We start from the raw sequence: 22408 nt of genomic DNA on the forward strand, positions 1-22408 counted from the left end.
TGCCAGCCGGCCCCGTGGTGCACGTCAGCCCCCAGCCCCGGGGTGCGCGACGGCCCCGTCGCCGAGGGATCGGCGACGGGGCCGTCGGTCAAGCTCTCAGGGAATCGGTCAGCCGACGCCCAGCAGGTCGACGACGAAGATCAGCGTCTCGCCCGGCTTGATGGCACGGCCGGCGCCGCGGTTGCCGTAGCCGAGGTGCGGCGGGATGACCAGCTTGCGGCGTCCGCCGACCTTCATGCCGGCGACGCCCTGGTCCCAGCCCTGGATGACCTTGCCACCGCCGAGCGGGAAGCTGAACGGCTGACCGCGGTTCCACGAGGCGTCGAACTCCTCGCCGGTCGAATGCGACACGCCGACGTAGTGGACGGTGACGGTCGAGCCGGGCCTGGCCTCGGGACCATCGCCGACCGTGATGTCGGTGATCTGCAGGTCGGCGGGCGGGGCGCCCTCGGGGAAGTCGATCTCGGGTCGCTCAAGCGCCATTGGATGTCTTTCATTGTCGGAGATATCGAGTCCCCCAGCGTATCCACTGGTGAGCGGAGGAATGCGGGCGTGGGTGTGCCCGTTGGCATTCCTTGTGAACATTGAGGTCTTCTCCGATGTCGTGTGTCCCTGGTGCTATCTGGGCCGGGCGAGGTTCGCGGGCGCCGTGGAGGGGTTCGGTGGCGACGTCACCGTGACCTGGCGGCCGTACCAGCTGGATCCGGACGCGTCCGCCGGCGGGCTCGTCGAGGCGAGCCTGGCCGAGAAGTTCGGCGGCCCGGAGCGGGTCGCCGAGATGCATGAGCGGATGCGCGGGCTGATGGCGGAGGAGGGTCTGCCGTACGCGCCGGAGAAGGCGCTGCAGGCCAACACCCGCGACGCGCACCGGGTCGTCGCGATGGCCGGTGAGGCCGGGGTTCAGGACGCCGTCGTCGGCCGGTTGTTCCGCGCCCACCACGCCGAGGGGCGCGACCTGAACGACCATGGCACGCTCGCCGAACTCGCCGCCGAGGCCGGGCTGCCCGGCGTGGCCGAGCGCCTCGCCGCCGGGGAGGGCGAGGCGGCGGTCACCGCGCAGCTCGAGGTGGCACGGACCATGGGCGTCACCGGCGTCCCGTTCTTCGTCTTCGAAGGCACCTGGGCGGTGTCCGGGGCGCAGTCGCGGGAGTTCTTCGAGAGCGCGCTCGCCGAGGTCGCGTCCAACGTCGGCTGACTCCTGGGGCTCCTGCGAACGCTGAGGCGATTTCAGGTCATGGTAACCCTCTGACCTGGTAAAACGCTTTGGCGTTCCGTTTTCCGGACGGATACATTCCGACATACGGATACCTCCGAATTCCCCGGGAGATCCCCCTTGGAGCCGCAGGGCCTTCGCCGCAGCCTGTCGCTGCGCGACCTCATCGTCTACGGATTGCTGTTCATCGGACCGCTCGCGCCCGTAGGCGTCTTCGGCGTGCTCGACGCCAAGAGTTCCGGTGCGGTCGCCCTCGTGTACGTCGTGGCGACGATCGCCATGGGCTTCACCGCCCTGTCGTACGCGCAGATGTCGCGCCGGGTGCCGAACGCGGGATCGGTGTTCGCCTACGCCAGCGCGGGGCTCGGCCGGCCGGCGGGCCTGCTGGCCGGCTGGATGGCGATGCTCGACTACCTGCTGATCCCCGCCGTCGCCTACCTGTTCTGCGGGATCGCGCTGCACTCCCAGGTGCCCTCGATCCCCGCCTGGGTCTTCACCGCGATCGCCTTCGTGGGGACCACCGCCCTGAACCTGGCCGGCGTGCGCCTCGCGGCCCGCGTCGGATTCGTCGTGCTCGTCGTCGAGATCGTCCTCCTGGTGGTCTTCATCGTCGCCGCGATCGTGATCATCGCCACCCACGGGCCGGCCCGGCCGTGGACGTCGCCGCTCACCGGCGTCGGTGGGACGACCGCGAGCGCCGTCATGGGGGCCGTCTCGGTCGCCGTGCTGTCCTTCCTCGGCTTCGACGGCATCGCCTCCTTCGCCGAGGAGAACACCGGGGACGAGCGGCAGATCGGCCGCGCGGTGCTGTTCTGCCTGGGCCTGGCCGGACTGCTCTTCTTCGCGCAGACCTACCTCGCCGGGCTCCTCATGCCCGTGAGCCCGCAGCACCTCGCGTCGGCGCCGGCCGAACAGGGCACCGCGTTCTACAAGATGACCGACTCGGCGTTCGGGCCATGGCTCCACCTGACGTTCGTCGTCGTCAAGGGCATCGGGCCGGCGTTCTCCGCGATGTCCGCGGTGGCGGCCGCGTCGCGGCTGATGTACGGGATGGCGCGCGACCACGGCCTGCCCGGGAAGCTCGGCACCGTCGACCCCCGCCACCGCGTGCCCCGGGCCGCGCTGCTCACCACGGCGGGAGTCGCGGCCGTCGTCTCCCTGTGGGCGGCCTGGCGTTCGGACGGCCTGGACGTGCTGGTGTCCATCGTGAACATGGGCGCCCTCGCGGCCTTCACCCTGCTGCATGCGTCGGTCATCGGCCTGTTCGTCGTGCGCCGCCGGAGCCGGGCGTGGCTGCCGCACCTGCTCGTGCCGGTCGCGGGAGCCGCCGTCTCCGTCTGGATCATCGTGTCGGCGACCACGATGGCGAAGGTCGTGGCCGCCGTCTGGCTCGCCGCGGGGCTGGTCCTGGCGTTCGTCCGGCGCCGCCGCCGCGTCAGCCCATCGCCTCAGGACGGCGATGCGCGAGCACGGGGAGGATCCGCCGTACGCGCTCGGTGACCGCGTCATCGGTCTCCACGACGCGCACCGCCGGGAACGGCCCCAGATCGGCCTGGATCGTGCCCATCGGGTCGACGAGCAGACTGCGGCCCACCCCGGTCGGCCCCTCCGCCTTCGGCGGGTCCGGGGCCTTGTCGACCGCGGCCGTCCAGACGGTGTTCTCGATCGCGCGGGCGCGGACGAGCGTGACCCAGTGCTCCTCCTTGAACGTGCCCTGGGCCCAGGAGGCGATCATCACCAGCAGCTCGGCGCCGCGATCGACGAGCGCCCTCGCCAGCTCGGGGAAGCGCAGGTCGTAGCAGGTGATGAGGCCGATCCGGACACCGCACAGCTCGACCACCACGGGGGTGTCACCGGGGGCGATCAGGTCCGACTCCCGGTACCCGAACGCGTCGAAGAGATGGATCTTGCGGTAGGCGCCCGCCGGCGCGCCCTCCGCGTCGAGCGCGACGGCGGTGTTGTACACCCGGCCGTCGGGCGCCGGTTCGAAGACGCCCGCGATCACGGCCGTACGGTGCTCGCGCGCCGCCTCGGCCAGGGCGGTCACCCACGGGCCGTCGAGCGGCTCGGCCGCCGCGGTGATGGCACTGCCGAACCGCACCTGCGTCGCCTCCGGGAAGATCGCCAGGTCGGCGTCCGGGGCGGCGGCGAGCGCCTCGCGGACCCGCTCCAGGTTCTCCTTCGAGTCGTCGCCGACCGGAATCTGGCACAGGGCGATCCGCATCACGGCCTCCTCATCTCGTCCTCCCCCCACCGTACGAGATCGAGGGCGGCACGCCCGCGTTCACTACCCTGAGCCGGTGAACAACGATCCACTCGTCACCCGCATGCGGGGATTCGGCACGACGGTCTTCGCCGAGATGACGGCGCTGGCGATCCGCACCGGCGCGATCAACCTGGGCCAGGGCTTCCCGGACACCGACGGCCCCGCCAAGCTGCTCGAGACCGCGGCCGAGGCCATCACGGGCGGTGCGAACCAGTACCCGCCCGGCCCCGGGCTGCCGGAGCTGCGCGAGGCCGTCGCCGCCCAGCGGGCGGAGCGGTACTCCCTGGCCTACGACCCAGCCGACGAGGTGTTCGTGACCGTCGGCGCCACCGAGGCGATCGCGGCGACGATCCTCGCCCTCGTCGAGACGGGGGAGGAGGTCGTCGTGTTCGAGCCCTACTACGACTCCTACGCGGCGATCATCGCGCTGGCCGGCGGCGTGCGCCGGCCGGTGACCCTGCGACCCGACGCCGGGCGGTTCACCTTCGACCCGGACGAACTGCGAGCCGCCGTCACGCCGCGCACCCGGGTCCTCCTTCTCAACTCCCCGCACAACCCGACCGGCACGGTCTTCGGCCGCGAAGAGCTGGAGATCATCGCGGAGGTGTGCCGGGAGCACGACCTCATCGCCGTCACCGACGAGGTCTACGAGTACCTCACCTTCGACGACACCGGAGAAGGGACCGCGCACATCCCCCTCGCCACGCTGCCGGGCATGCGCGAGCGCACGGTGGCGATCTCCTCGGCCGGGAAGACCTTCTCCGTCACCGGCTGGAAGGTCGGCTGGATCACCGCGCCCCCGCAGTTCGTACGGGCGGCGCAGACGGTCAAGCAGTTCCTCACCTTCACCGCGAGCGCCCCGTACCAGCGCGCGGTCGCGTACGCCCTGCGCGAGGAGCACGAGTGGGTCGAGGCCCTCCGCGTGTCGCTGCGGGCCAAGCGCGACCGGTTGAGTGAGGGGCTGGCCGGCGCAGGGCTGACGACGTTCCGGCCGCAGGGCACGTACTTCGCGCAGGCCGACGTCCGGCCGCTAGGCTTCGGCGACGGCCGGGAGTTCGTCCGCGCCCTGCACGAGCGGGCCGGCATCGTCGCCATCCCGACGCAGGTCTTCTACGACTCCGACGCCGGCGACCCGTACGTCCGGTTCGCCTTCTGCAAACGCGACGAGGTCATCGACGAGGCCGTCGAGCGGCTCCGCAGGCTGTAGCGAGATCTCCCGGGAGCCGGGTCTCTTCGAGCGCCCGGATCAGAGAGGTGTCCCGGGGCTCGGATGCGGGGCCTCCCTGCGGGCCCGGACCAGGGGCGGGTCCTGAGGGCTCGGATACGCTGGGCTGTTGTGTCCGGACACCGAATCCCGCAGCCGCAGTTCCCCGACGACGACGGCGGCACACCGCCCGCGGTCGCGCAGGCTCTCGGCGACTACGCCGCGGGCCGCGCCGGTGAGCAGGCCGTGCTGGCGGTGCTCGCCGACACCCGCCTCCTCGTCCCGGTCGTCGCGGTGCTGACCGAGGACGAGACCGTCGACGGCCTGCGGCGGGAGAAGGAGAGCGAGATGGCCCTCCCGACGCTCGTCGGGGCCGACGGCAGGCGCGCCGTCCTCGCCTTCACCTCCACCGACAGCCTCGCCCGCTGGCGTCCGGACGCCCGGCCGGTCGCGGTGCACGCCCGGCAGGCCTGCCAGGCCGCGGTCGACGAGTCCGCCGACGCGCTCGTCCTCGACGTGGCGGGGCCGGTGCCGTACGCGATCGAAGGGGCCCGGCTGTACGTCCTCGCGAACGGTGGCGCGATCACCGCCCCGCACGAGGACCCCGACGTGCTCATGGCCGTGCACGCCGCGGTCGACGGCCTGCCCGGCATCACCGGCGTGCGCGTGGAGCCCGGTGAGCGGGCCGAGCTCGCCGTGCGCCTCCGGCTGGCCGACGGCGCCGGTGCCCCGGACGTGCGCGCCGCCGCCGACCGCCTCGCCGACCGCCTCCGTGGCCACGTCGCCGGAGGCGTCGAGATCGGAATCGTCCGCGGATAAGGTGCCGGGGTGACAACCCCGGACTGGGCCGAGCCGGTGATCCGGCGACGGCTCGGTGTCATCACGGCCACCGTCGCCGTCCTCGCGCTGGTGACCTTGCGGATCGGGCCGGCCCCCGACCTTCCGGCGTTCGCCTACCTGGCCGTGGCGGGTGTCATCCTGACGTTCATCGACGTGGCGCTGAAGCGGCTGCCCGACCCGCTGACGCTCACGTCGTACGCGGTGGGCCTGGCGCTGCTCGGCCTGGCGGCGCCCTTCACCGACGGCGGCGGCGCCCGCTTCACGCAGGCGCTGCTCGGGATGGCGGCGCTGTTCGCGCTCTACGCGGTGCAGTGGTTCATCGCGCCGAGCCAGATCGGCCTGGGCGACGTGAAGCTCGCGGGCGTGCTGGGGCTCTACCTCGGCTGGCTCGGTCTTCGCGCGTGGGTGGCCGGGGTGTGCGCCGGATATGTGCTCGCCGCGGTCTACGCGATCGCGCTGCTGGTGAGCCGGCGGGCGAAGCTGAAGTCCGAGATGCCGTACGGGCCGTTCATGCTCGCGGGCGTGCTGGCGGCCGTGCTCGGCCACGCTTGAACGGGCCATTCCGTGCCCGAAGTATGAATGATGTCCGGGTGCCGGAATATCATTCCTCGCTGTTTGCCTTTTCCCGACGTGAGTCGTGATTCCCCGTCGGATCGGAAGGGGTATTCAATTTTGGGGTACGCCCTTGGCGTGCTCCGAAAGAAACCCGTCCTACCGGGCCGAACAGATATGGGGAAACAATTGACTCCTCGCGCTAACGGGCGGACAAAGAGCCCGATCACCGGCCTTCGTTCGTGGATCGCCCTGATCACGGCCGGATCGGCCGGGGTGTTGACGGCGGCGACATCGTGGAACCCGGCGCCGGCCGCCGCGGACGCCGTCCGCCCGGCACACCAGAACGCCGTGCCGCACATTCAGCCGTCCCCGAGCCCGAGCGCCATCACGGACGGCGGCGGGACCAACGTCAACATCGGCCCCGATAGAGACGACGACAACCGGCGCTTCTTCGACCGCAGATTCTTCGATGGGCCGTTCAAGACCCGCCGGCACCTGGAGTTCACCGGGGCGATCGGATTCCCGGAGGTCGCCCTCGGCTGCTTCTTCGACCCGGACTTCCGCGGCGCCGACCGGCAGGGCCGCCGGGCCGTCTGCGTCGAGACGGCCGGCCACCCGCCCATCTTCGCGCACACGCGAGTCCGCGGCCGCGATTTCTTCGACGGGCGCTTCCGCCGGTTCCGCCGGGTCCGCCGTGACCATTGAGCCGACCGCCGGCACCAGGATCGTGTCCGGAAAGGTCGTTCGATGACCCTTTCGGGCGCGATCCCCTCGCCCGGTCTCTGACATTCACCGCCGTGGACAAGTGGTTATTCCGGCCCTCGCCGCCGATCAGAGCGGCAGAATACGGCCGTGGATACGGATCGCGATGGCACGACGACGGACGACGTCTCCGGCCGTTACGTCCTCCCCGATGCCTCGATCGGTCGTGAGGGACTTCAGCCCGAGGTACGTACGGCGTCATGGGACGAGTTGCGGGCGCTCGCTTACGGCCCTCGGCTATGACGGTCGGTATTCCGACGAGCGCTGAGGCGGCCGGGCCGCCTGCGTCTCACGCTGCGGACACCTGCGCGTAGCCTTCCGTGGGGATGAAAGGATTCACCACATGCTGCGCTGGCTGACCGCGGGGGAGTCTCATGGCCCGGCCCTCGTCGCGATTCTGGAAGGGCTGCCCGCCGGTGTGCGCGTGACCTCGGATGACATCGCCGAGGCGCTGCGCCGCCGTCGCCTCGGTCACGGGCGGGGCGCCCGGATGAAGTTCGAGCAGGACCGCGTGACGATCGTCGGCGGGATCCGGCACGGCCGCACCCAGGGCGGCCCGGTCGCGATCGAGATCGCCAACACCGAGTGGCCCAAGTGGGAGACGGTCATGTCGGCCGACCCGGTCGACCCGGACGAGTTGGCGGCGCAGGCGCGCAACGCCCCGCTGTCGCGGCCACGACCCGGCCACGCCGACCTCGTGGGCATGCAGAAGTACGGCTTCGACGACGCCCGGCCGATCCTGGAGCGGGCCAGCGCCCGCGAGACCGCCGCGCGGGTCGCGATCGGCGAGGTGGCCAAGGCGTTCCTGCACGAGGTGGCGGGCGCCCGCGTCCTCAGCCATGTGGTGGCGCTCGGCGAGGTCGGCGTCCCCGACGGCGTCCTCCCGGGCCCTGACGACCTCGAGCGGATCGACGCCGACCCGGTGCGCTGCGCCGACCCGGAGACGAGCGCCGCGATGGTCGCCCACATCGAGGAGCTCCGCAAGGCCGGTGACACGCTCGGCGGTGTCGTCGAGGTCCTCGCCTACGGCCTGCCGCCGGGCCTGGGCAGCCACGTCCACTGGGACCGGCGGCTCGACGCGCGCCTCGCCGGGGCGCTCATGGGCATCCAGGCGATCAAGGGCGTCGAGGTCGGCGACGGTTTCACGACCGCGCGCCGCCCGGGTTCGCGGGCGCACGACGAGATCGAGAACACCCCCGAGGGCATCCGGCGGCGCACCGGCCGCGCCGGGGGCATCGAGGGCGGCATGACCACCGGCGATCCGGTCCGCGTGCGGGCCGCGATGAAGCCGATCTCAACCGTGCCGCGCGCGCTGGACACGGTCGACGTCACGACCGGCGAGCCGGCCAAGGCGATCAACCAGCGCAGCGACGTCACCGCGGTGCCCGCCGCCGGGGTCGTCGCCGAGGCGATGGTGGCGCTGGTGCTGGCCGAGGCCATGGTCGAGAAGTTCGGCGGCGACTCCGTCGAGGAGACCGCACGTAATCTACAGGGCTACCTCTCATCTCTGGTGATCAAGTGAATTCCAAGGTCGTCGTCATCGGACCACCCGGATCCGGCAAGACCACCGTGGGGCGGCTGCTCGCCGAGCGCCTCGGCGTCCCGTTCCGCGACACCGACCACGACGTCGAGGCCACGGCCGGCAAGCCGATCGGTGAGATCTTCGTCGATGACGGCGAGGAGCACTTCCGCGCGCTGGAGCGCGCGGCCGTCCAGGACGCCCTCGCGACGCACGACGGCGTGATCGCCCTCGGTGGCGGCGCGATCCTGGACCCCGGCACTCAGGCCGACCTGGCCGGTGCCCGGGTCGTGTACCTCGAGGTCGGGCTCTCGGACGCGGTCAAGCGGGTCGGGCTGGCCTCGGCGCGACCACTGCTCGTGCTCAACCCGCGCAGCCAGTTCCGCAAGCTGATGGAGGAGCGGCGCCCCATCTACGAGCGCCTCGCCGTCCTCACGGTGGTCACGGACGACCGGGAGCCGGCCGACATCGTCGACGCGATCGTCAAGGGGCTGTCGTGACCCGCGTCCACGTCGGCGGCGACGCGCCGTACGACGTCGTGATCGGCACCGGCGTGCTCGGGCAGCTGCCCGCGCTGGTCGGCGAGGCCCGTACGGTCGCCGTCGTGCACCCCGAGGGACTGCCGGAGATCGCCCGGCCCGTGTGCGGGGTGCTCGCCGAGGCCGGCTATGACGTCCACGCGTTCCCCGTCCCCGACGGCGAGGCCGGCAAGGACGTCGCGGTGCTCGCCGGGCTGTGGTCCGGCTTCGCCCGGCTCGGCATGACCCGTACCGACGTCGTCGTCGGTGTCGGCGGCGGCGCGACCACCGACCTGGCCGGGTTCGCCGCCGCGACCTGGCTGCGCGGCGTCAAGGTCGTGCTGGTGCCGACCACGCTGCTCGCCATGGTGGACGCCGCGGTCGGCGGCAAGACCGCGATCGACATCCCCGAGGGCAAGAACCTGGTCGGCGCCTTCCACCCGCCCGCCGGCGTCCTGTGCGACCTGACGACGCTCGTCACGATGCCGCGCGAGGACTACGCCAGCGGCCTCGCCGAGGTGATCAAGGCCGGCTTCATCGCCGACCCGAGGATCCTCGAACTCGTCGAGGAGGACCCGGAGGCCGCGGCCCGGCCCGACGGGCCGCACACCCTGGAGCTCATCGAGCGCGCCGTCGCCGTGAAGGCCCGGGTCGTGTCCGAGGACCTCAAGGAGAGCGGCCTGCGCGAGATCCTGAACTACGGCCACACGCTCGGCCACGCGATCGAGAAGCTCGAGGAGTACCGCTTCCGGCACGGCGACGCGGTCTCCATCGGCATGGTGTACGCCGCCGAGCTGGCCCGCCTGGCCGGCCGCCTCGGCGACGCGGACGTCGAACGGCACCGGGCGATCCTGACCGCCGTGGGCCTGCCCGTCTCCTACCGCCCCGACGTGTGGCCGGCGCTGCGCGACACCATGCGCGTCGACAAGAAGGCGCGTGGCGCGCGGCTGCGGTTCGTCGTGCTCGACGGCATCGCCGTGCCGGGCCGGCTGGAGGACCCGGACGAGGACCTGCTCGTGCGGGCGTACGAGCGGGTCACCCGCTAAGAGAGGACGGCGAGCGGTCGATGAGTGAGGTCTTCGTCCTGAACGGGCCGAACCTCGGACGGCTGGGCAGCCGCGAACCCGACGTGTACGGCGCCGCGAACTTCGAGGCCCTGACGGCGCTCTGCCGCGACACGGCCCGGCGTCTCGGCCTGCACGCCGAGGTCCGCCAGACCGACGACGAGGCCGAGCTGGTGTCCTGGCTGCACGAGGCCGCCGACGGCAGGATCCCGGTCGTCCTGAACCCGGCGGCGTTCACGCACTACTCGTACGCGCTGCGCGACGCCATCGCCCAGCGCACCGCCCCGCTGATCGAGGTGCACATCTCCAACCCCGCCGCGCGGGAGGAGTTCCGGCACACCTCGGTCGTCGCCGCAGTGGCCACCGGAACGATCGCCGGCTTCGGTCTCCTCTCGTACGTCCTCGCTCTGCAGGCGATCGCCGAGCTCCTGGCGGAGAGCGCGGACTGACCGGGGCCCGCTCGCGGGCTGTCCCCGGCCGACTCCGGTACGGTAAAACTGAATCTCATTCGGTTACTGGTCGGTTTGGTCTGATTGGGGTGCGGCGCATGCGCATCGGGATGTCCCTCAACTACGCGGGCGGTTTCAAGGAGACCGTCGACGAGCTCGCGGACTATGAGAAGGCCGGGCTCGACATCGTCTTCGTGCCGGAGGCCTACAGCTTCGACGCGGTCAGCCAGATGGGCTTCATCGCGGCGCGCACCGAGCGGCTGCAGATCGCCTCGGGCATCCTCCAGCTGTACTCCCGCACCCCGACACTCACCGCGATGACGGCGGCCGGCCTGGACTACGTCTCCGGCGGGCGGTTCGTGCTCGGGCTGGGGGCCTCCGGACCGCAGGTCATCGAGGGCTGGCACGGCGTCCCCTACACCGCGCCCATCGGGCGGACCCGGGAGATCATCGAGATCTGCCGCATGGTGTGGCGCCGCGAACGGCTCACCTACGACGGCAAGTACTACAAGCTGCCCCTGCCCGCCGAGGAGGGCACCGGCCTCGGCAAGCCGCTCAAGCTCATCAACCACCCGGTCCGCGAGCGCATCCCGATCTTCATCGCGTCCCTCGGCCCGAAGAACGTCGAGATGACCGCCGAACTGGCCGAAGGCTGGGAGCCGATCTTCTACGTTCCGGAGAAGGCCGGCGACGTCTGGGGCGAGTCGCTCGCCCGCGGCAAGGCCAAGCGCGACCCCTCCCTCGGTGGGCTCGACATCGTCGCGCAGGCGTTCCTGGCGATCGGCGACGACGTCGAGGGCCTGCTCGACCTCGGCCGGCCCATGGCCGCGCTCTACATCGGCGGCATGGGCGCCAAGGGCCGCAACTTCTACAACGACCTCGCCCGGCGCTACGGCTACGAGAAGGAGGCCGAGGAGATCCAGGACCTCTACCTCGACGGCAAGAAGGACGAGGCCGCCGCCAAGGTCCCGTACGAGCTCCTGCAGAAGACCTCCCTGATCGGCTCGGAGGGCTTCGTCCGCGACCGTCTCGCGGCACTGAAGGAGTCCGGCGTCACGACCCTCAACGTCGCGCCGATGGCGGGCGACCACGAGAGCCGCGTCAAGCTGATCGGGAAGGTCCGGGAGCTCGCCGCCTCGGTGTGAGCCGAGCCGTCGTGTCAGGCTGATCGAGAAGGTCCGGGAGCCGGCCGCCTCGGTGTGACGGCGCGAGTGGGCCCGTGGTGACACGGGCCCGCCTGGGCCGTGTCTTTCGAGGTCAGCCGCCGGGCGTACAGTCGGGGGCATGCCGGAGATCCACGAGGCGCGCCGCGCGCGGCTGGCCGGGCTCATCGCCGCCCGCGACGCCGACGCCGCGCTCATCACTCGCCTGGTCAACGTCCGCTACCTCACCGGCCTGGCCAGTTCCAACGCCGCCCTGCTCGTCCACGCCGACGGGACCGCCGTGCTGGCGACCGACGGGCGATACGCCGGGACGGCCGCGCGGGTCTGCCCGGAGCTCGAATGCGTCATCGACCGGAACACCTCCGGGGCGCTCGCCGCCAAGGTGCCGGGCCGGCTGGCGTTCGAGGCGCACGACGTCACCGTCGAGGCGCGCGACACGCTCGCCGCGGAGCCGGACGCGCCGGAGCTGGTCGCGCTCGGCCATGCCGTCGAGGAGCTGCGGAAGGTCAAGGACGAGGAGGAGATCGCCCTCCTCGCGGAGGCCTGCGCCATCACCGACCGGGCCTTCGACGCGGTCCTGCCGGCGATCCGGCCCGGCGTCACCGAGCGTCAGATCGCGATCGCCCTGGACCGCGCCATGGTCGACCTCGGCGCCGAGCAGACCGCGTTCGCGACGATCGTGGCGAGCGGCCCGAACGGCGCGATCCCGCACCACGTCCCGTCGGACCGCGCGATCGAGCACGGCGACCTCGTCACCATGGACTTCGGCGCCCGCCAGGGCGGCTACCACGCCGACATGACCCGTACGGTCGCGGTCGGCGCGGCGGGCGCCTGGGAACGCGAGATCTACGACCTCGTCGCGGCCGCGCAGGCCGCCGGCGTCGCCGCCGCGCGCGCCGACGCGATCACCAAGGAGGTCGACGCCGCCGCCCGCGATCTCATCGGGGCGGCCGGCCACGGCGACGACTTCCCGCACGGGCTCGGACACGGTGTCGGTCTGGAGATCCACGAGGCACCGCTCATGGGGTATGACAAGACCGGTAAACTGACGGATCGAGTTCCCATCACCGTCGAGCCCGGCGTCTATGTCGCCGGTCGCGGCGGAGTCCGCATCGAGGACACGCTCGTGGTCCGTGCGGACGGTCCGGAGCTGCTCACCAAGACGACCAAGGACCTGCTCGTCATCTAGACGCGGCAGACCGCCGAAGCGGGAGAACGACACACTGTGGCGACGACGAACGACCTCAAGAACGGCATGACGCTGAACCTCGACGGCCAGCTCTGGACCGTTCAGGAGTTCCAGCACGTCAAGCCTGGCAAGGGCGGCGCGTTCGTCCGTACCAAGCTCAAGAACGTAATGTCCGGCAAGGTCGTCGACAAGACCTTCAACGCCGGCACCAAGGTCGATGTGGCCAACGTCGACAAGCGGGAGATGCAGTACCTCTACCGCGAGGGCGAGGACTTCGTCTTCATGGACACCGAGACCTACGACCAGCCTCACATCCCGGGTGCCACGGTCGGCGACGCGGCCGACTACCTCCTGCCGGAGCAGAACGCCGTGATCGCCTTCAACGAGGGCACCCCGCTCTACATCGAGCTGCCGGCGGCCGTGGTCCTGGAGATCACCGAGACCGAGCCCGGCCTGCAGGGCGACCGCTCCACCGGCGGCACCAAGCCGGCCACGGTCGAGACCGGCGCGACCATCAACGTCCCGCTGTTCATCACGACGGGCGAGAAGATCAAGGTCGACACGCGCTCGGGCGACTACCTCGGTCGAGCCTGATCCGTGGCCGCACGGAGCAAGGCACGCAGGCGCGCCCTGGAGATCCTCTACGAGGCCGAGGTCCGCGGTGACGCGCCGGCCGAGGTCCTCGACCGGCGCATCCAGGAGTCCGAGCATCGGCTCGCCGAGCAGGACTTCATGGAGCACCTGGTCGAGGGCGTCGCCGAGCGTCGCGAGCGCATCGACGAGCTGATCACGACGTACGCCGTCGGCTGGACGCTCGACCGGATGCCGATCGTCGACCGCAACATCCTGCGCCTGGGCGCGTACGAGCTGCTGTGGCGCGACGACGTCCCCGACGGCGTCGCGGTCAGCGAGGCGGTGGCCCTGGCCACCGAGCTGTCCACCGACGAGTCGCCGAAGTTCGTCAACGGCCTGTTGTCGCGGCTGCTCGAGCTCAAGCCGTCACTGTCGTTGTAGACGTCTAGTGTGGGCGGAGAGTCGCCGAGCCGGGAGGGGGCAGGCGTGACCGATCGTCCGCGATCGCGGTCGATGCGCACCGCCGTCGTGTGGGAGATCCTGCGCGACGTTCTCGACGAGAGCGCCAAAGAGTCGGGGCGGGACGGGCTTGACGTCGTCGACGCGGGCGGGGGCACGGGCGGGTTCGCCGTGCCGCTCGCCGAGCTCGGGCACCGGGTCACGGTGGTCGACGCCAGTCCCGACGCCCTCGCCGGCCTCGAGCGCCGGGCGGCCGAGGCCGGCGTCGTCGTCCGCGCGGTGCAGGGCGACGCCGACGGGCTGCTCGACGTGGTCGGGCCGGACAGCGCCGACCTCGTGATCTGCCACAGCGTGCTGGAGTACGTCGACGACCCGGCCACGGCGCTGGCCGCCATCGCCCGCACCGTCCGACCCGGCGGAGCGGTCAGCGTGCTGGCCGCCAACCAGGTCGCCGCCGTCCTCCACCGGGCACTCGCCGGGCACTTCGAGGACGCCCGCCGCGTGCTGTCGAGCGCGCAGGGCCGGTGGGGGGACCGCGATCCGGTTCCGCGCCGGTTCACCTCGGGCATGCTGGCCGAGCTGATCGAGAGCGCGGGCCTGCGGGCGGGGCCGGTGCACGGCGTCCGGGTGTTCTCCGACCTCGTGCCGAGCGGCATCATCGACGGTGAGCGCGGTGCCGCCGACGAGCTCGTCGCCCTCGAGCGCGCCGTGTCCATGCACCCCGTCCTGAAGGACGTCGCCACCCAGCTCCACGCACTCGCGTACCGGCGCTAGGCGTTGGCGATGAGCAGGAGTGAGCCCGCCGCAGCGAGCGGAGTGAACGGCCGACAGCGTCGGCCGGGCGCGCCTCCCGCACGACGAAGGTCGTTCGCGGAGCGAGTGAGGAGGGCGAGCGACCATTGAGCAGGAAGCAGCAGCTGCATCGGCCGGGGCCGCCGCCCGGGCCGCCGGGGGACGACACCGGCTGCACGATCCTGCACGTCGACATGGACGCCTTCTTCGTGAGCGTCGAGCTGCTGGAGCGCCCGGAGTTGCGCGGCCGCCCGGTCGTCGTCGGCGGAGCGGGGCCGCGTGGTGTCGTGGCCGCCGCGTCGTATGAGGCCCGGACCTTCGGCGTGCACTCGGCGATGCCGATGAGCCGGGCCCGGCGGCTCTGCCCGCAGGCGGTCGTGCTGCCGCCGCGCCACGACAAGTACGCCGTCGTGTCGGCGGGCGTCATGGAGATCTTCCGTTCGATCACGCCGCTCGTGGAGCCGCTGGCGCTCGACGAGGCGTTCCTCGACGTGGCGGGCGCGCTGCGCCGCCTCGGCCGGCCCGCCGAGATCGGCCGGATGATCCGGGAGCAGGTCGCCGCGCAGCAGGGCATCACCTGCTCGGTCGGGGTCGCGAGCACGAAGTTCGTGGCCAAACTGGCGTCCACCCGGTGCAAACCGGACGGTCTGCTCGTCGTGCCCGCCGACGGAGTCGTCGACTTCCTGCATCCGCTGCCGGTCGCGGCGCTGTGGGGCGTCGGGGAGCGCACCGAGGAGATCCTCCGGCGCCTCGGGCTGCGCACGGTCGGCGATCTGGCGCGGACCCCCATCGACACCCTCCGGCGCGAGGTCGGGGAGGCGGTGGGCGAGCACCTGTACGCGCTCGCGTGGGGACGGGACCCGCGGTCGGTGACGGCCACCGTTCCCGACAAGAGCATCGGTGCGGAGGAGACCTTCGACCAGGACATCGCCGATCCGGAGGCGATCCGGCGGGAGCTGCTGAGACTGTCCGACCGGGTGGGCGGACGGCTGCGGAGCGCCGGACTGGTCGGCCGTACGATCGCCGTCAAGCTGCGCCGCGGGGATTTCAGCACGATCACCCGGGCCCGCACCCTCCCGGACCCGACCGATCTGGCCCGTGACGTCTACGCCACCGCGTGCGCCCTGTACGAGGCGTCTGGCCTGGAGGGGGTTCCGCTGCGGCTGGTCGGCGTGCGCGTGGAGAACCTCATGCCGACCGGCACGACGCCCCGGCAGCTCGCCCTGGGGGAGCCGGAGACCGGCTGGCGGCAGGCCGAGGCGGCCATGGACCTGGCCGCCCGGAAGTTCGGCGCGGGGGCCGTGCGCCCCGCCGCGCTGGTCCGCGCCGAGCGTGAGCGTGATAATCGCCACGCTCGGGAGGGTCGGAATGACCCGCGAGACCGGCGTGATCATGGTGACTACGGGCAGTGACCAGGGACATTGAATCATGATCCGCCTATCCCCAGTCGAACGTTTTCTTTCCCCCGGTCGTCAGGGCTCGTATTCTGGGCATATCACCGATAGCCATGTCCCCGTCCGGCGTGGGAATCCCCCTCGCGGGGCTGTCTTTGGGAGGCGCCGTGCCGCTCTCTGACCACGAGCAGCGCATGCTCGACCAGATCGAGCGCGCGCTGTACGCCGAGGATCCGAAGTTCGCTTCGGCGGTCCGCTCGACCGATCCGCAGGTGCATTACAGGCGCAGGATCTGGAAAGCCGCGATCGGCTCCGCACTGGGCCTGTTCGTGGTGTTGGCAGGCGTCATCGTGAACACCATGCCGATCAGCATCGTGATCAGCGTGGCGGGCTTCCTGCTCATGGTCACATGCTGTGCATGGGGCCTGACGAGCTGGAAGCGCATGAACGGTGTCGCCGCCCCGGCGCCGCGCAAGCGCGGGAGAAAACGGCCGAAAACGGCCAAGAGCGGCGGGTTTATGGAGCGCCTTGAAGAGCGCTGGCGCCGCCGTCACGAAGAGCCCTGAGCCCCCACGAGACCCACGTCACCGCCCGGCGGCCCGCCGGGCGGTGACTCGTTGACGGCCGGTACCGGCCACCCCCGGATCCCCTGATCCCGCCAGGCGCGGACACGGCGCCCGCCCGGCTCGGTGAGCGAGTCCAGGGCACGAGGCGTCAGCTCGGCTCGGTGAGCGGGTCCAGGGCACCAGGTGTCGGCTCGGCTCGGTGAGCCGGTCCAGGGCACCCGGTGCCGGCTCAGCTCGGAGAGTGCCGGCGGCGCAGCGTCAGGGAGTCCAGCCGGTCGAAGGCGTCCAGCACCCGTCCGATCCCGTGACGCAGGAGCACGATCGCGGACGGCGGCAGCAGCCGGACCCGCCACCGGCGCCGACGGCCCGCCCCGGCGGCGATCGCGGCCCGTACGGCCCGAGCGTCGTCGCGCAGGCCCGTCGCGGGGCCCGGCGCAGGGGCGTACCGCGCGAGTTCCTCGGCCTTCACGAGCCGGGCGAGGGCGTCCGTGGCCGGCTCGCCGAGAGGCCGCGCCTCCATGAGCCGCCGGGCCGTGGCCCGCGGGCTGTCCCCGGGCCACCAGGGCAGCCCGAAGTCCACGGCGGCGATCCTGAGCTCGTCCCACGCCGCGTGCGCGACGTCGGCGTGGGACGCCGACCCGGCCCAGCGGCGGATGCGCGAGAGGCGGTGCAGCGTCGCGGGTACCGCCAGGAGCAGGACGACGGCCAGCAGCAGGAGCAGCCGGCCGATCGGCGGGCCGCCACGATCGGGCGGGGGGAACGCGCCGGCCGCGCCGTTCCGGTCCAGCGGGTCGGGGCGGTGGCGCAGGCCCGTGCCGGGGCCGGCGGTCGAGCGGCCGTCCGGCGTCGACCCGGTCGAGGGGAGCCGGTTCGTGGTCCCTCCGGTCGGGGCGCCGGGGAGGAGCTGCGGCGCGGTGTAGTCCGGAACGGTCGCGCTGCCCTGACCGCCGCCGCCCGACGGGGTCGGTTCGAACCGCAGCCAGCCGATGCCGCTGAAGTACAGCTCCGGCCAGGCGTGGGTGTCCTTGGTCCGGACGATCCAGCTCCCGTCCGACTGCCGGGTGCCCGCGGTGTAGCCCATGCCGACGCGCGCGGGGATGCCGATGATCCGCGCGAGTAGCGCCATGGACGCCGCGAACTGTTCGCAGTACCCCGTCCGGCTGGTGAACAGGAAGTCGCGGAGCGCCCCGACGTTACGTGGGGACGGCGCGTCGAGGCTGTAGGTGAAGTTCCCCGGCCGGACGAACCACTGCTGGAGCTTCACGGCGCGGTCGTACGGCGTCGACGCGGAGGCGGTGAGCCGGTTCGCCAGGGTGACGACGTCCGAGGGGATCCCGTGGGGGACGGCGAGGTAGCGCGACGCGACGTCGGACGGGATCGGCGCCGTGGACTCGAGCTGCTGGTACGTGGGCGTCGGGCGGACACTCGACACCGTGTAGGTCCGCCCGCCGGCCGAGTCGCGCAGCGAGAAGATCATCAGTGAGGGGGCGTCCACGCGCCAGTCGCCCTTGATCCCCACCTTGGTCGGAGGGTACGGGGTCGGCAGCACGTTCATCCCGCGCACGTGCGAGTCGACGGCGATCCTGGTGCTCACCGTGCGGATCGAGCTGTCGCCCAGGCCCGGTGCGGCGGGCAGGGTCTTGCCGTCGACCCGCGCGTCCTTGTCCCCGTGCATGGGGGAGTACGTCCAGCCGTCGCCGTCGAACCGGTCCAGGGAGTACATCCGCAGGTACTCCGGGGTCAGGGCGTCGGTGGTGCGGTAGGTGAGGACGACGGCGTCGTCCTGCCGCACCAGCTGGCGTTTGAGGCTGACGAGCGGGTCCGGGGTCGTGACGGTGGTGAGTCCGCCCTCGCCGGGCCCGCCGCTGCCGGGCAGCCAGCGAGGATGGATGTCGGGCACCGCGAGCGGGACGACGATGGCGATCGCGACGGCGGTCAGCCCGATGCGGCGTCCGGTGACGGCCAGCGGGCTCGAGTCGGGGCGGTCGTGCGCGAACTTCTCGCCCGACCAGTGCCGGGTGAAGACCGGGCGGCCCCAGCCGGACAGCCGGTCCCGGGCGTCGGTCACGAGGAGCGCCAGGTATCCGGCCGCGCCGGGCAGGAAGACCAGCCACCCCGTGCTCTCCTGGCGGAACCTCGCCGGCAGGGCGTACATCGCGAGCAGGGGGAGCCCGGCGGGCGCCGCGCGGCGCAGCCGTACGGCCAGGAGGTCGACGAGGAATGCGATCAGGCCGATGCCGCCGGTGCTCATCAGCTCGATCCCCGGCAGGACCGGCACCGGCGGGGCGTACTGGAACACCTCCTGCCAGCCGTCCTGGAGCAGGGCGGCGAGGTAGGAGATCGACGCGGGGGTGGGGATGACGCCGAGCAGCGCCGGGCCGGACGCGAACATTGCCGTCAGGTAGATCAGCAGTGCCACGGGGCCGATCGCGAGACAGGCCAGGATCGGTAGCCGCAGCCTGCGGGTGAGCACGCCCGCCAGACCGACGGTCAGCACCGCGCCGAGCCCGCTGCCGAACCACGTCGCCGTCTTGAACAGCGGATACAGCGCGAGCGAGGCGAGCAGCGTCGCCACGCAGGCCACGATCGTGAGACGTATCCTCATCGCGCCTCCGTCCGATCCGGTTCACCGCGGAACCCGGAGCCGCCGGCCTCGGCCCAGGCCGTCTCCAGGGCGGCGGCCGAGGGAACGGTGAGCACCCGCCATCCCGCCACGTGCAGCAGCCGGATGACCTCGGGGGCCGTGCCGCTCTCCCCGACGATCACCGCGACGCAGGCGGCGCCACCACGCCTGATCTGGGTCATCTCCCGCACGTCCTCCGACGTCAGCCGTCCGAAGACGCCCACGATGAGGCCGTCGCCGGCGGTCGCGGCCTCACGGAGGGCCGCCACGCCCGGCCGCAGGGACCGGCCGGTCGACGTGCGGACGACGGCGAGGAGGTCGAGCAGCGCCCCCTCGAACGTCGCCGACGGGGGGAGCGCGACGCCTTCGTCCGTGACGTACCGCAGGCCGAGGTTGTCCCGCCCGAGCTGCAGCCCGATGGAGGCTGCCGCCGAGACCGCCTGTTCGAACGTCGCTCCGGGCCCGTCGCCCCAGTGCGCCGTGCGCCGGGTGTCGAGGAAGAGGGTGGCGCTGGTCTGCCACTGCTGTTCCTCGCGGCGCACCATGAGCTCGCCCCGGCGCGCCGTCGACCGCCAGTGCACCCGCCTCAGGTCGTCGCCGTGGCGGTATTCACGCGGGGCGACGTCGTCCTCCCCGGCGCTGGCCACCATGCGGGCCCGGCTCTCGCCGCCGCCCGTCCACGAGCCGGTCAGCCGGCCCGGAGGGAGAGGCACGATCGGCGGGGTGACGGTGATGGCGTCCGCGGCCGAGAACGACCGCGCCAGCTCCACGAGGCCGAACGGGTCCGCGAGACGTACGGTCAGCGGTCCGACGTGGTAGCGGCCACGGACGTCGGCGCGCACCCGGTAGGCCATCTCCCGCGCTCCGTGCGGCTCGATCCGGTCGATGACGAACCGCGCCCGTCCTCCCAGCGTGTACGGCACCTGGTCCTCCAGGAGGAGGATCCCGGTGGGCAGTCGGGAGACGTTCTCCAGCAGGACGTGCACCTGCGCCTCCTGTCCCGCCGGGAACCGGGCGGGGGTCGTCCGGCGTGAGCAGGTCAGCCGGTAGCGGGTCCGGGAGACGACGAGGACGGACAGGAGAGGGAGCGACAGGACCAGCAGGCCGGCGCGGAGCAGGTCGCGCTCGCCCAGCACGAACGAGCAGACGATGGCGGTGATCCCCGCTGCCATGAACGACCGGCCCCGCGTGGTCAGGGCGCTGAGCGTGGTCATGTCAGCGCCGGTGGCTGGGGACCGGGACGCGCTGGACCAGTTCGGCGACGACCTGCTCGGGAGCGCGGCGCTGGACCTGTGCGTCGGCCGTCGGCAGCAGCCGGTGGGCGAGGACGGGGACCGCGAGGCGCTGCAGGTCGTCGGGGAGGACGTACTCCCGTTCGTCGAGGGCGGCGTAGGCGCGGGCGGCGCGGACGAGCTGGAGCGTGGCCCGGGGCGAGGCGCCCAGGCGCAGTTCGGGATGCTCCCGGGTGGCCGTGACCAGGGAGATGGCGTACGAGCGCAGCGTGGGGGCGACGTGCACCCTGCGGACGACCTCGATCATCGAGCGGACGTCGGCGGCGTGCGCGACCGGCTGGAGCCGGTCCAGCGGCGACGGCCCGCCGTGCACGTCGAGCATCTCCAGTTCCGCGCCGGGTTCGGGATATCCCATCGCGATCCGGGCGGTGAACCGGTCCCGCTGCGCCTCCGGAAGAGGGTAGGTCCCCTCCATCTCGACGGGGTTCTGGGTGGCGATGACCATGAAGGGGGCGTCCAGCGTGTGGGTGTGGCCGTCCACCGTGACCTGCCGCTCCTCCATGCACTCGAGCAGCGCGGACTGCGTCTTCGGCGAGGCCCGGTTGATCTCGTCGCCGACGACGATGTTCGCGAACACCGGCCCAGGCTTGAACTCGAACTCCCGGCTCTCCTGGTTGTAGGCGCTGACCCCGGTGACGTCGCTGGGCAGCAGGTCGGGCGTGAACTGGACCCGTCGCACGGAGCAGTCGATCGACCGGGCGAGCGCCTTCGCCAGCATCGTCTTGCCGACACCTGGGACGTCCTCGATGAGTAGGTGACCCTCGGCGAGGAGGACGGTCAGCGCGAGCCGTACGACGTCGGGCTTCCCCTCGATGACGGACTCGATGGCCGCGAGGATCTTCTTCGAGATCTGGCCCAGCCCGTCTAGTCCGCCGTCTACACCGTCGTGCGTGGTCACTGACACTTACCCCTCCTCGGCCACCCGAACGGCGAGCGCGGATTGCCGCTCCACCGCCCGCGGACGGGCACTCACCCGATATGTCATCTGTAACTGGGTCATACCAATTCCGTGTGGTACTGACAGTACGTCGTCAGGCCCATTCACGGCGATGTCTTGGGGGTGCCGGAGCGGCCCGCGTCGTCGCCGGTGACGGGCCGTGTTCCCTCCGCTCCACCCTCCGGGTGACGGGCCGCGTTCCCTCGGCTCTTCCGGCCGTGTTCCCTCCGTTCCTCAACTTCTCCTCCACTTCCCCCCACCACCGCCTCCGGACGCCCTCCGGAGGCCCGACAGGCGGTCCGAACCGGCGCGCCCGTCGGCTCTGACGGCCCCTCTGACACCCCACGACGGCGCCCACTTCTGACCAGGCCATTCGCGCGGCGAGATGCCGTGTGACCGGTGTTTTGGTCGTTGACCGTGGAGGAGAGTGGAGTACAGTGGGGCGCCGTGGGGGACGGTGTACGACCCTCCGCGATGCGGGAGGTGGGGGCCGATGTTCCTCGGCACTCACTCACCGCGCCTGGACGACAAGGGACGACTGTTCCTGCCGGCGAAGTACCGCGAGGAGCTGTCAGGGGGATTGGTGATCACGAAGGGCCAGGAACGCTGCCTCTACGTCTTCCCTGAGGCCGAGTTCCAGCGCATCACCGAGGCGCTTCGCACCGCACCGGTCACCGCCAAGGCAGTGCGGGACTACAGCCGGGTCTTCTTCGCCAGTGCCTCAGACGAGGTCCCCGACAAGCAGGGCCGGATCACCATTCCGCAAGCGCTTCGACGCTACGCGGGCCTGACCCGCGACTGCGCCGTCATCGGGGCCAACACGCGCTTGGAGATCTGGGACGCCTCCGCGTGGGAGACCTACCTGGACGACCAGGAGCAGCAGTTCTCCGACCTGTCGGAGGAGGTGCTGCCAGGGATTCTTTGACGCACCATCGCCGGTGATCGGATATCCGTTCGGCGAGGTCTCCACCCGCTCCCAGCTGGCGCACCTTCCCCGGTGCCAGATGGCCGTTGCACGACTCTTCCTCAC

At 71.8% G+C, this 22408-nt stretch carries 23 protein-coding genes; 18 read left to right on the plus strand and 5 right to left on the minus strand.

Going from position 1 to position 22408, the window contains the following annotated elements; genetic code table 11:
- Nucleotides 1–108 precede the first annotated feature (108 nt).
- Nucleotides 109–483, minus strand: a complete 375-nt coding sequence (locus tag AB0I04_RS03210) for an FKBP-type peptidyl-prolyl cis-trans isomerase (protein WP_360878121.1) — start codon at nt 481–483, stop codon at nt 109–111.
- A gap of 82 nt (nt 484–565) precedes the next feature.
- On the opposite strand from AB0I04_RS03210, the gene AB0I04_RS03215 reads away from it, so the two are divergent.
- A complete protein-coding gene (locus AB0I04_RS03215; RefSeq protein ID WP_360878124.1) occupies nt 566–1195 on the plus strand; it encodes a DsbA family oxidoreductase in 630 nt (209 codons plus the stop codon).
- A 138-nt stretch (nt 1196–1333) separates the two neighbouring features.
- Entirely contained in the window at nt 1334–2713 is a 1380-nt protein-coding gene (locus tag AB0I04_RS03220; RefSeq protein ID WP_360878127.1) for an APC family permease, read from the plus strand.
- Here the strand turns inward: AB0I04_RS03220 and AB0I04_RS03225 are convergent.
- A complete protein-coding gene (locus AB0I04_RS03225; protein WP_360878130.1) occupies nt 2649–3437 on the minus strand; it encodes a carbon-nitrogen hydrolase family protein in 789 nt (262 codons plus the stop codon). The two genes, AB0I04_RS03220 and AB0I04_RS03225, sit on opposite strands and share 65 nt — an antisense overlap.
- 76 nt (nt 3438–3513) lie before the next feature.
- On the opposite strand from AB0I04_RS03225, the gene AB0I04_RS03230 reads away from it, so the two are divergent.
- From AB0I04_RS03230 to AB0I04_RS03300, 15 genes are all read left to right on the plus strand, one after another.
- The gene (locus AB0I04_RS03230) at nt 3514–4686 is read left to right on the plus strand and encodes a pyridoxal phosphate-dependent aminotransferase (RefSeq protein WP_360878133.1); all 1173 of its coding nucleotides are present in this window, start codon (nt 3514–3516) and stop codon (nt 4684–4686) included.
- Nucleotides 4687–4815: 129 nt separating this feature from the next.
- The gene (locus tag AB0I04_RS03235; RefSeq protein ID WP_360878135.1) at nt 4816–5502 is read left to right on the plus strand and encodes an SseB family protein; all 687 of its coding nucleotides are present in this window, start codon (nt 4816–4818) and stop codon (nt 5500–5502) included.
- 9 nt (nt 5503–5511) lie between these two features.
- Nucleotides 5512–6075: an A24 family peptidase gene (locus tag AB0I04_RS03240; RefSeq protein WP_360878138.1), complete on the plus strand. Its 564-nt coding sequence runs from the start codon at nt 5512–5514 to the stop codon at nt 6073–6075.
- Between the two features lie 189 nt (nt 6076–6264).
- Nucleotides 6265–6783, plus strand: coding sequence for a hypothetical protein (locus AB0I04_RS03245; RefSeq protein ID WP_360878141.1), 519 nt, complete (start codon nt 6265–6267; stop codon nt 6781–6783).
- A gap of 400 nt (nt 6784–7183) precedes the next feature.
- The gene (gene aroC, locus AB0I04_RS03250) at nt 7184–8362 is read left to right on the plus strand and encodes a chorismate synthase (RefSeq protein WP_360878144.1); all 1179 of its coding nucleotides are present in this window, start codon (nt 7184–7186) and stop codon (nt 8360–8362) included.
- Nucleotides 8359–8859 (plus strand): shikimate kinase, encoded by a 501-nt coding sequence (locus AB0I04_RS03255; protein WP_360878147.1) that lies wholly within the window; start codon nt 8359–8361, stop codon nt 8857–8859. Before aroC ends, AB0I04_RS03255 begins: the two co-directional genes overlap by 4 nt.
- Nucleotides 8856–9923, plus strand: coding sequence for a 3-dehydroquinate synthase (aroB, locus tag AB0I04_RS03260; RefSeq protein ID WP_360878150.1), 1068 nt, complete (start codon nt 8856–8858; stop codon nt 9921–9923). Before AB0I04_RS03255 ends, aroB begins: the two co-directional genes overlap by 4 nt.
- 20 nt (nt 9924–9943) lie before the next feature.
- Complete coding sequence (gene aroQ, locus AB0I04_RS03265) at nt 9944–10390, plus strand: type II 3-dehydroquinate dehydratase (protein ID WP_360878153.1); 447 nt, start codon at nt 9944–9946, stop codon at nt 10388–10390.
- A 98-nt stretch (nt 10391–10488) separates the two neighbouring features.
- Nucleotides 10489–11535: an LLM class F420-dependent oxidoreductase gene (locus AB0I04_RS03270; RefSeq protein ID WP_360878156.1), complete on the plus strand. Its 1047-nt coding sequence runs from the start codon at nt 10489–10491 to the stop codon at nt 11533–11535.
- Nucleotides 11536–11674: 139 nt separating this feature from the next.
- Nucleotides 11675–12742: a Xaa-Pro peptidase family protein gene (locus tag AB0I04_RS03275; protein ID WP_360878159.1), complete on the plus strand. Its 1068-nt coding sequence runs from the start codon at nt 11675–11677 to the stop codon at nt 12740–12742.
- Nucleotides 12743–12778: 36 nt separating this feature from the next.
- Nucleotides 12779–13336 (plus strand): elongation factor P, encoded by a 558-nt coding sequence (gene efp / locus AB0I04_RS03280; RefSeq protein ID WP_360878162.1) that lies wholly within the window; start codon nt 12779–12781, stop codon nt 13334–13336.
- A 3-nt stretch (nt 13337–13339) separates the two neighbouring features.
- Entirely contained in the window at nt 13340–13756 is a 417-nt protein-coding gene (gene nusB / locus AB0I04_RS03285; RefSeq protein ID WP_360878165.1) for a transcription antitermination factor NusB, read from the plus strand.
- Nucleotides 13757–13828: 72 nt separating this feature from the next.
- Nucleotides 13829–14548: a methyltransferase domain-containing protein gene (locus tag AB0I04_RS03290; protein ID WP_360878802.1), complete on the plus strand. Its 720-nt coding sequence runs from the start codon at nt 13829–13831 to the stop codon at nt 14546–14548.
- Nucleotides 14549–14673: 125 nt separating this feature from the next.
- A complete protein-coding gene (locus AB0I04_RS03295; protein ID WP_360878168.1) occupies nt 14674–15978 on the plus strand; it encodes a DNA polymerase IV in 1305 nt (434 codons plus the stop codon).
- Between the two features lie 149 nt (nt 15979–16127).
- Entirely contained in the window at nt 16128–16526 is a 399-nt protein-coding gene (locus tag AB0I04_RS03300; RefSeq protein WP_345431217.1) for a DUF3040 domain-containing protein, read from the plus strand.
- Between the two features lie 229 nt (nt 16527–16755).
- Here the strand turns inward: AB0I04_RS03300 and AB0I04_RS03305 are convergent, their stop codons facing one another.
- Genes AB0I04_RS03305 through AB0I04_RS03315 form a run of 3 tightly spaced genes read right to left on the minus strand, consistent with a single transcriptional unit; the run spans nt 16756 to nt 21300 of the window.
- A complete protein-coding gene (locus AB0I04_RS03305; RefSeq protein ID WP_360878172.1) occupies nt 16756–19131 on the minus strand; it encodes a DUF3488 and transglutaminase-like domain-containing protein in 2376 nt (791 codons plus the stop codon).
- Nucleotides 19128–20363, minus strand: coding sequence for a DUF58 domain-containing protein (locus AB0I04_RS03310; RefSeq protein WP_360878175.1), 1236 nt, complete (start codon nt 20361–20363; stop codon nt 19128–19130). The genes AB0I04_RS03305 and AB0I04_RS03310 overlap by 4 nt, the downstream gene beginning before the upstream one ends.
- 1 nt (nt 20364) lies before the next feature.
- Nucleotides 20365–21300 carry a MoxR family ATPase gene (locus AB0I04_RS03315; protein WP_360878805.1) on the minus strand — a complete coding sequence of 312 codons (936 nt, stop codon included), beginning with the start codon at nt 21298–21300 and terminating at the stop codon, nt 20365–20367.
- A gap of 571 nt (nt 21301–21871) precedes the next feature.
- On the opposite strand from AB0I04_RS03315, the gene mraZ reads away from it, so the two are divergent.
- Complete coding sequence (mraZ, locus tag AB0I04_RS03320) at nt 21872–22303, plus strand: division/cell wall cluster transcriptional repressor MraZ (protein WP_360878178.1); 432 nt, start codon at nt 21872–21874, stop codon at nt 22301–22303.
- The last annotated feature ends 105 nt before the right edge of the window (nt 22304–22408 follow it).

It is taken from the genome of Actinoallomurus sp. NPDC050550 (genome assembly GCF_040655075.1).
In the GTDB taxonomy this organism is placed as follows: domain Bacteria; phylum Actinomycetota; class Actinomycetes; order Streptosporangiales; family Streptosporangiaceae; genus Actinoallomurus.

Bases quoted from the DNA above. Each gene is read 5' to 3' on its own strand.
- AB0I04_RS03210 (WP_360878121.1), bottom strand. From the start codon at position 483: ATGGCGCTTGAGCGACCCGAGATCGACTTCCCCGAGGGCGCCCCGCCC.
- AB0I04_RS03225 (WP_360878130.1), bottom strand. From the start codon at position 3,437: ATGCGGATCGCCCTGTGCCAGATTCCGGTCGGCGACGACTCGAAGGAG.
- aroC (WP_360878144.1), top strand. From the start codon at position 7,184: ATGCTGCGCTGGCTGACCGCGGGGGAGTCTCATGGCCCGGCCCTCGTC.
- aroQ (WP_360878153.1), top strand. From the start codon at position 9,944: ATGAGTGAGGTCTTCGTCCTGAACGGGCCGAACCTCGGACGGCTGGGC.
- AB0I04_RS03270 (WP_360878156.1), top strand. From the start codon at position 10,489: ATGCGCATCGGGATGTCCCTCAACTACGCGGGCGGTTTCAAGGAGACC.
- AB0I04_RS03275 (WP_360878159.1), top strand. From the start codon at position 11,675: ATGCCGGAGATCCACGAGGCGCGCCGCGCGCGGCTGGCCGGGCTCATC.
- AB0I04_RS03290 (WP_360878802.1), top strand. From the start codon at position 13,829: ATGCGCACCGCCGTCGTGTGGGAGATCCTGCGCGACGTTCTCGACGAG.
- AB0I04_RS03305 (WP_360878172.1), bottom strand. From the start codon at position 19,131: ATGAGGATACGTCTCACGATCGTGGCCTGCGTGGCGACGCTGCTCGCC.
- AB0I04_RS03310 (WP_360878175.1), bottom strand. From the start codon at position 20,363: ATGACCACGCTCAGCGCCCTGACCACGCGGGGCCGGTCGTTCATGGCA.
- mraZ (WP_360878178.1), top strand. From the start codon at position 21,872: ATGTTCCTCGGCACTCACTCACCGCGCCTGGACGACAAGGGACGACTG.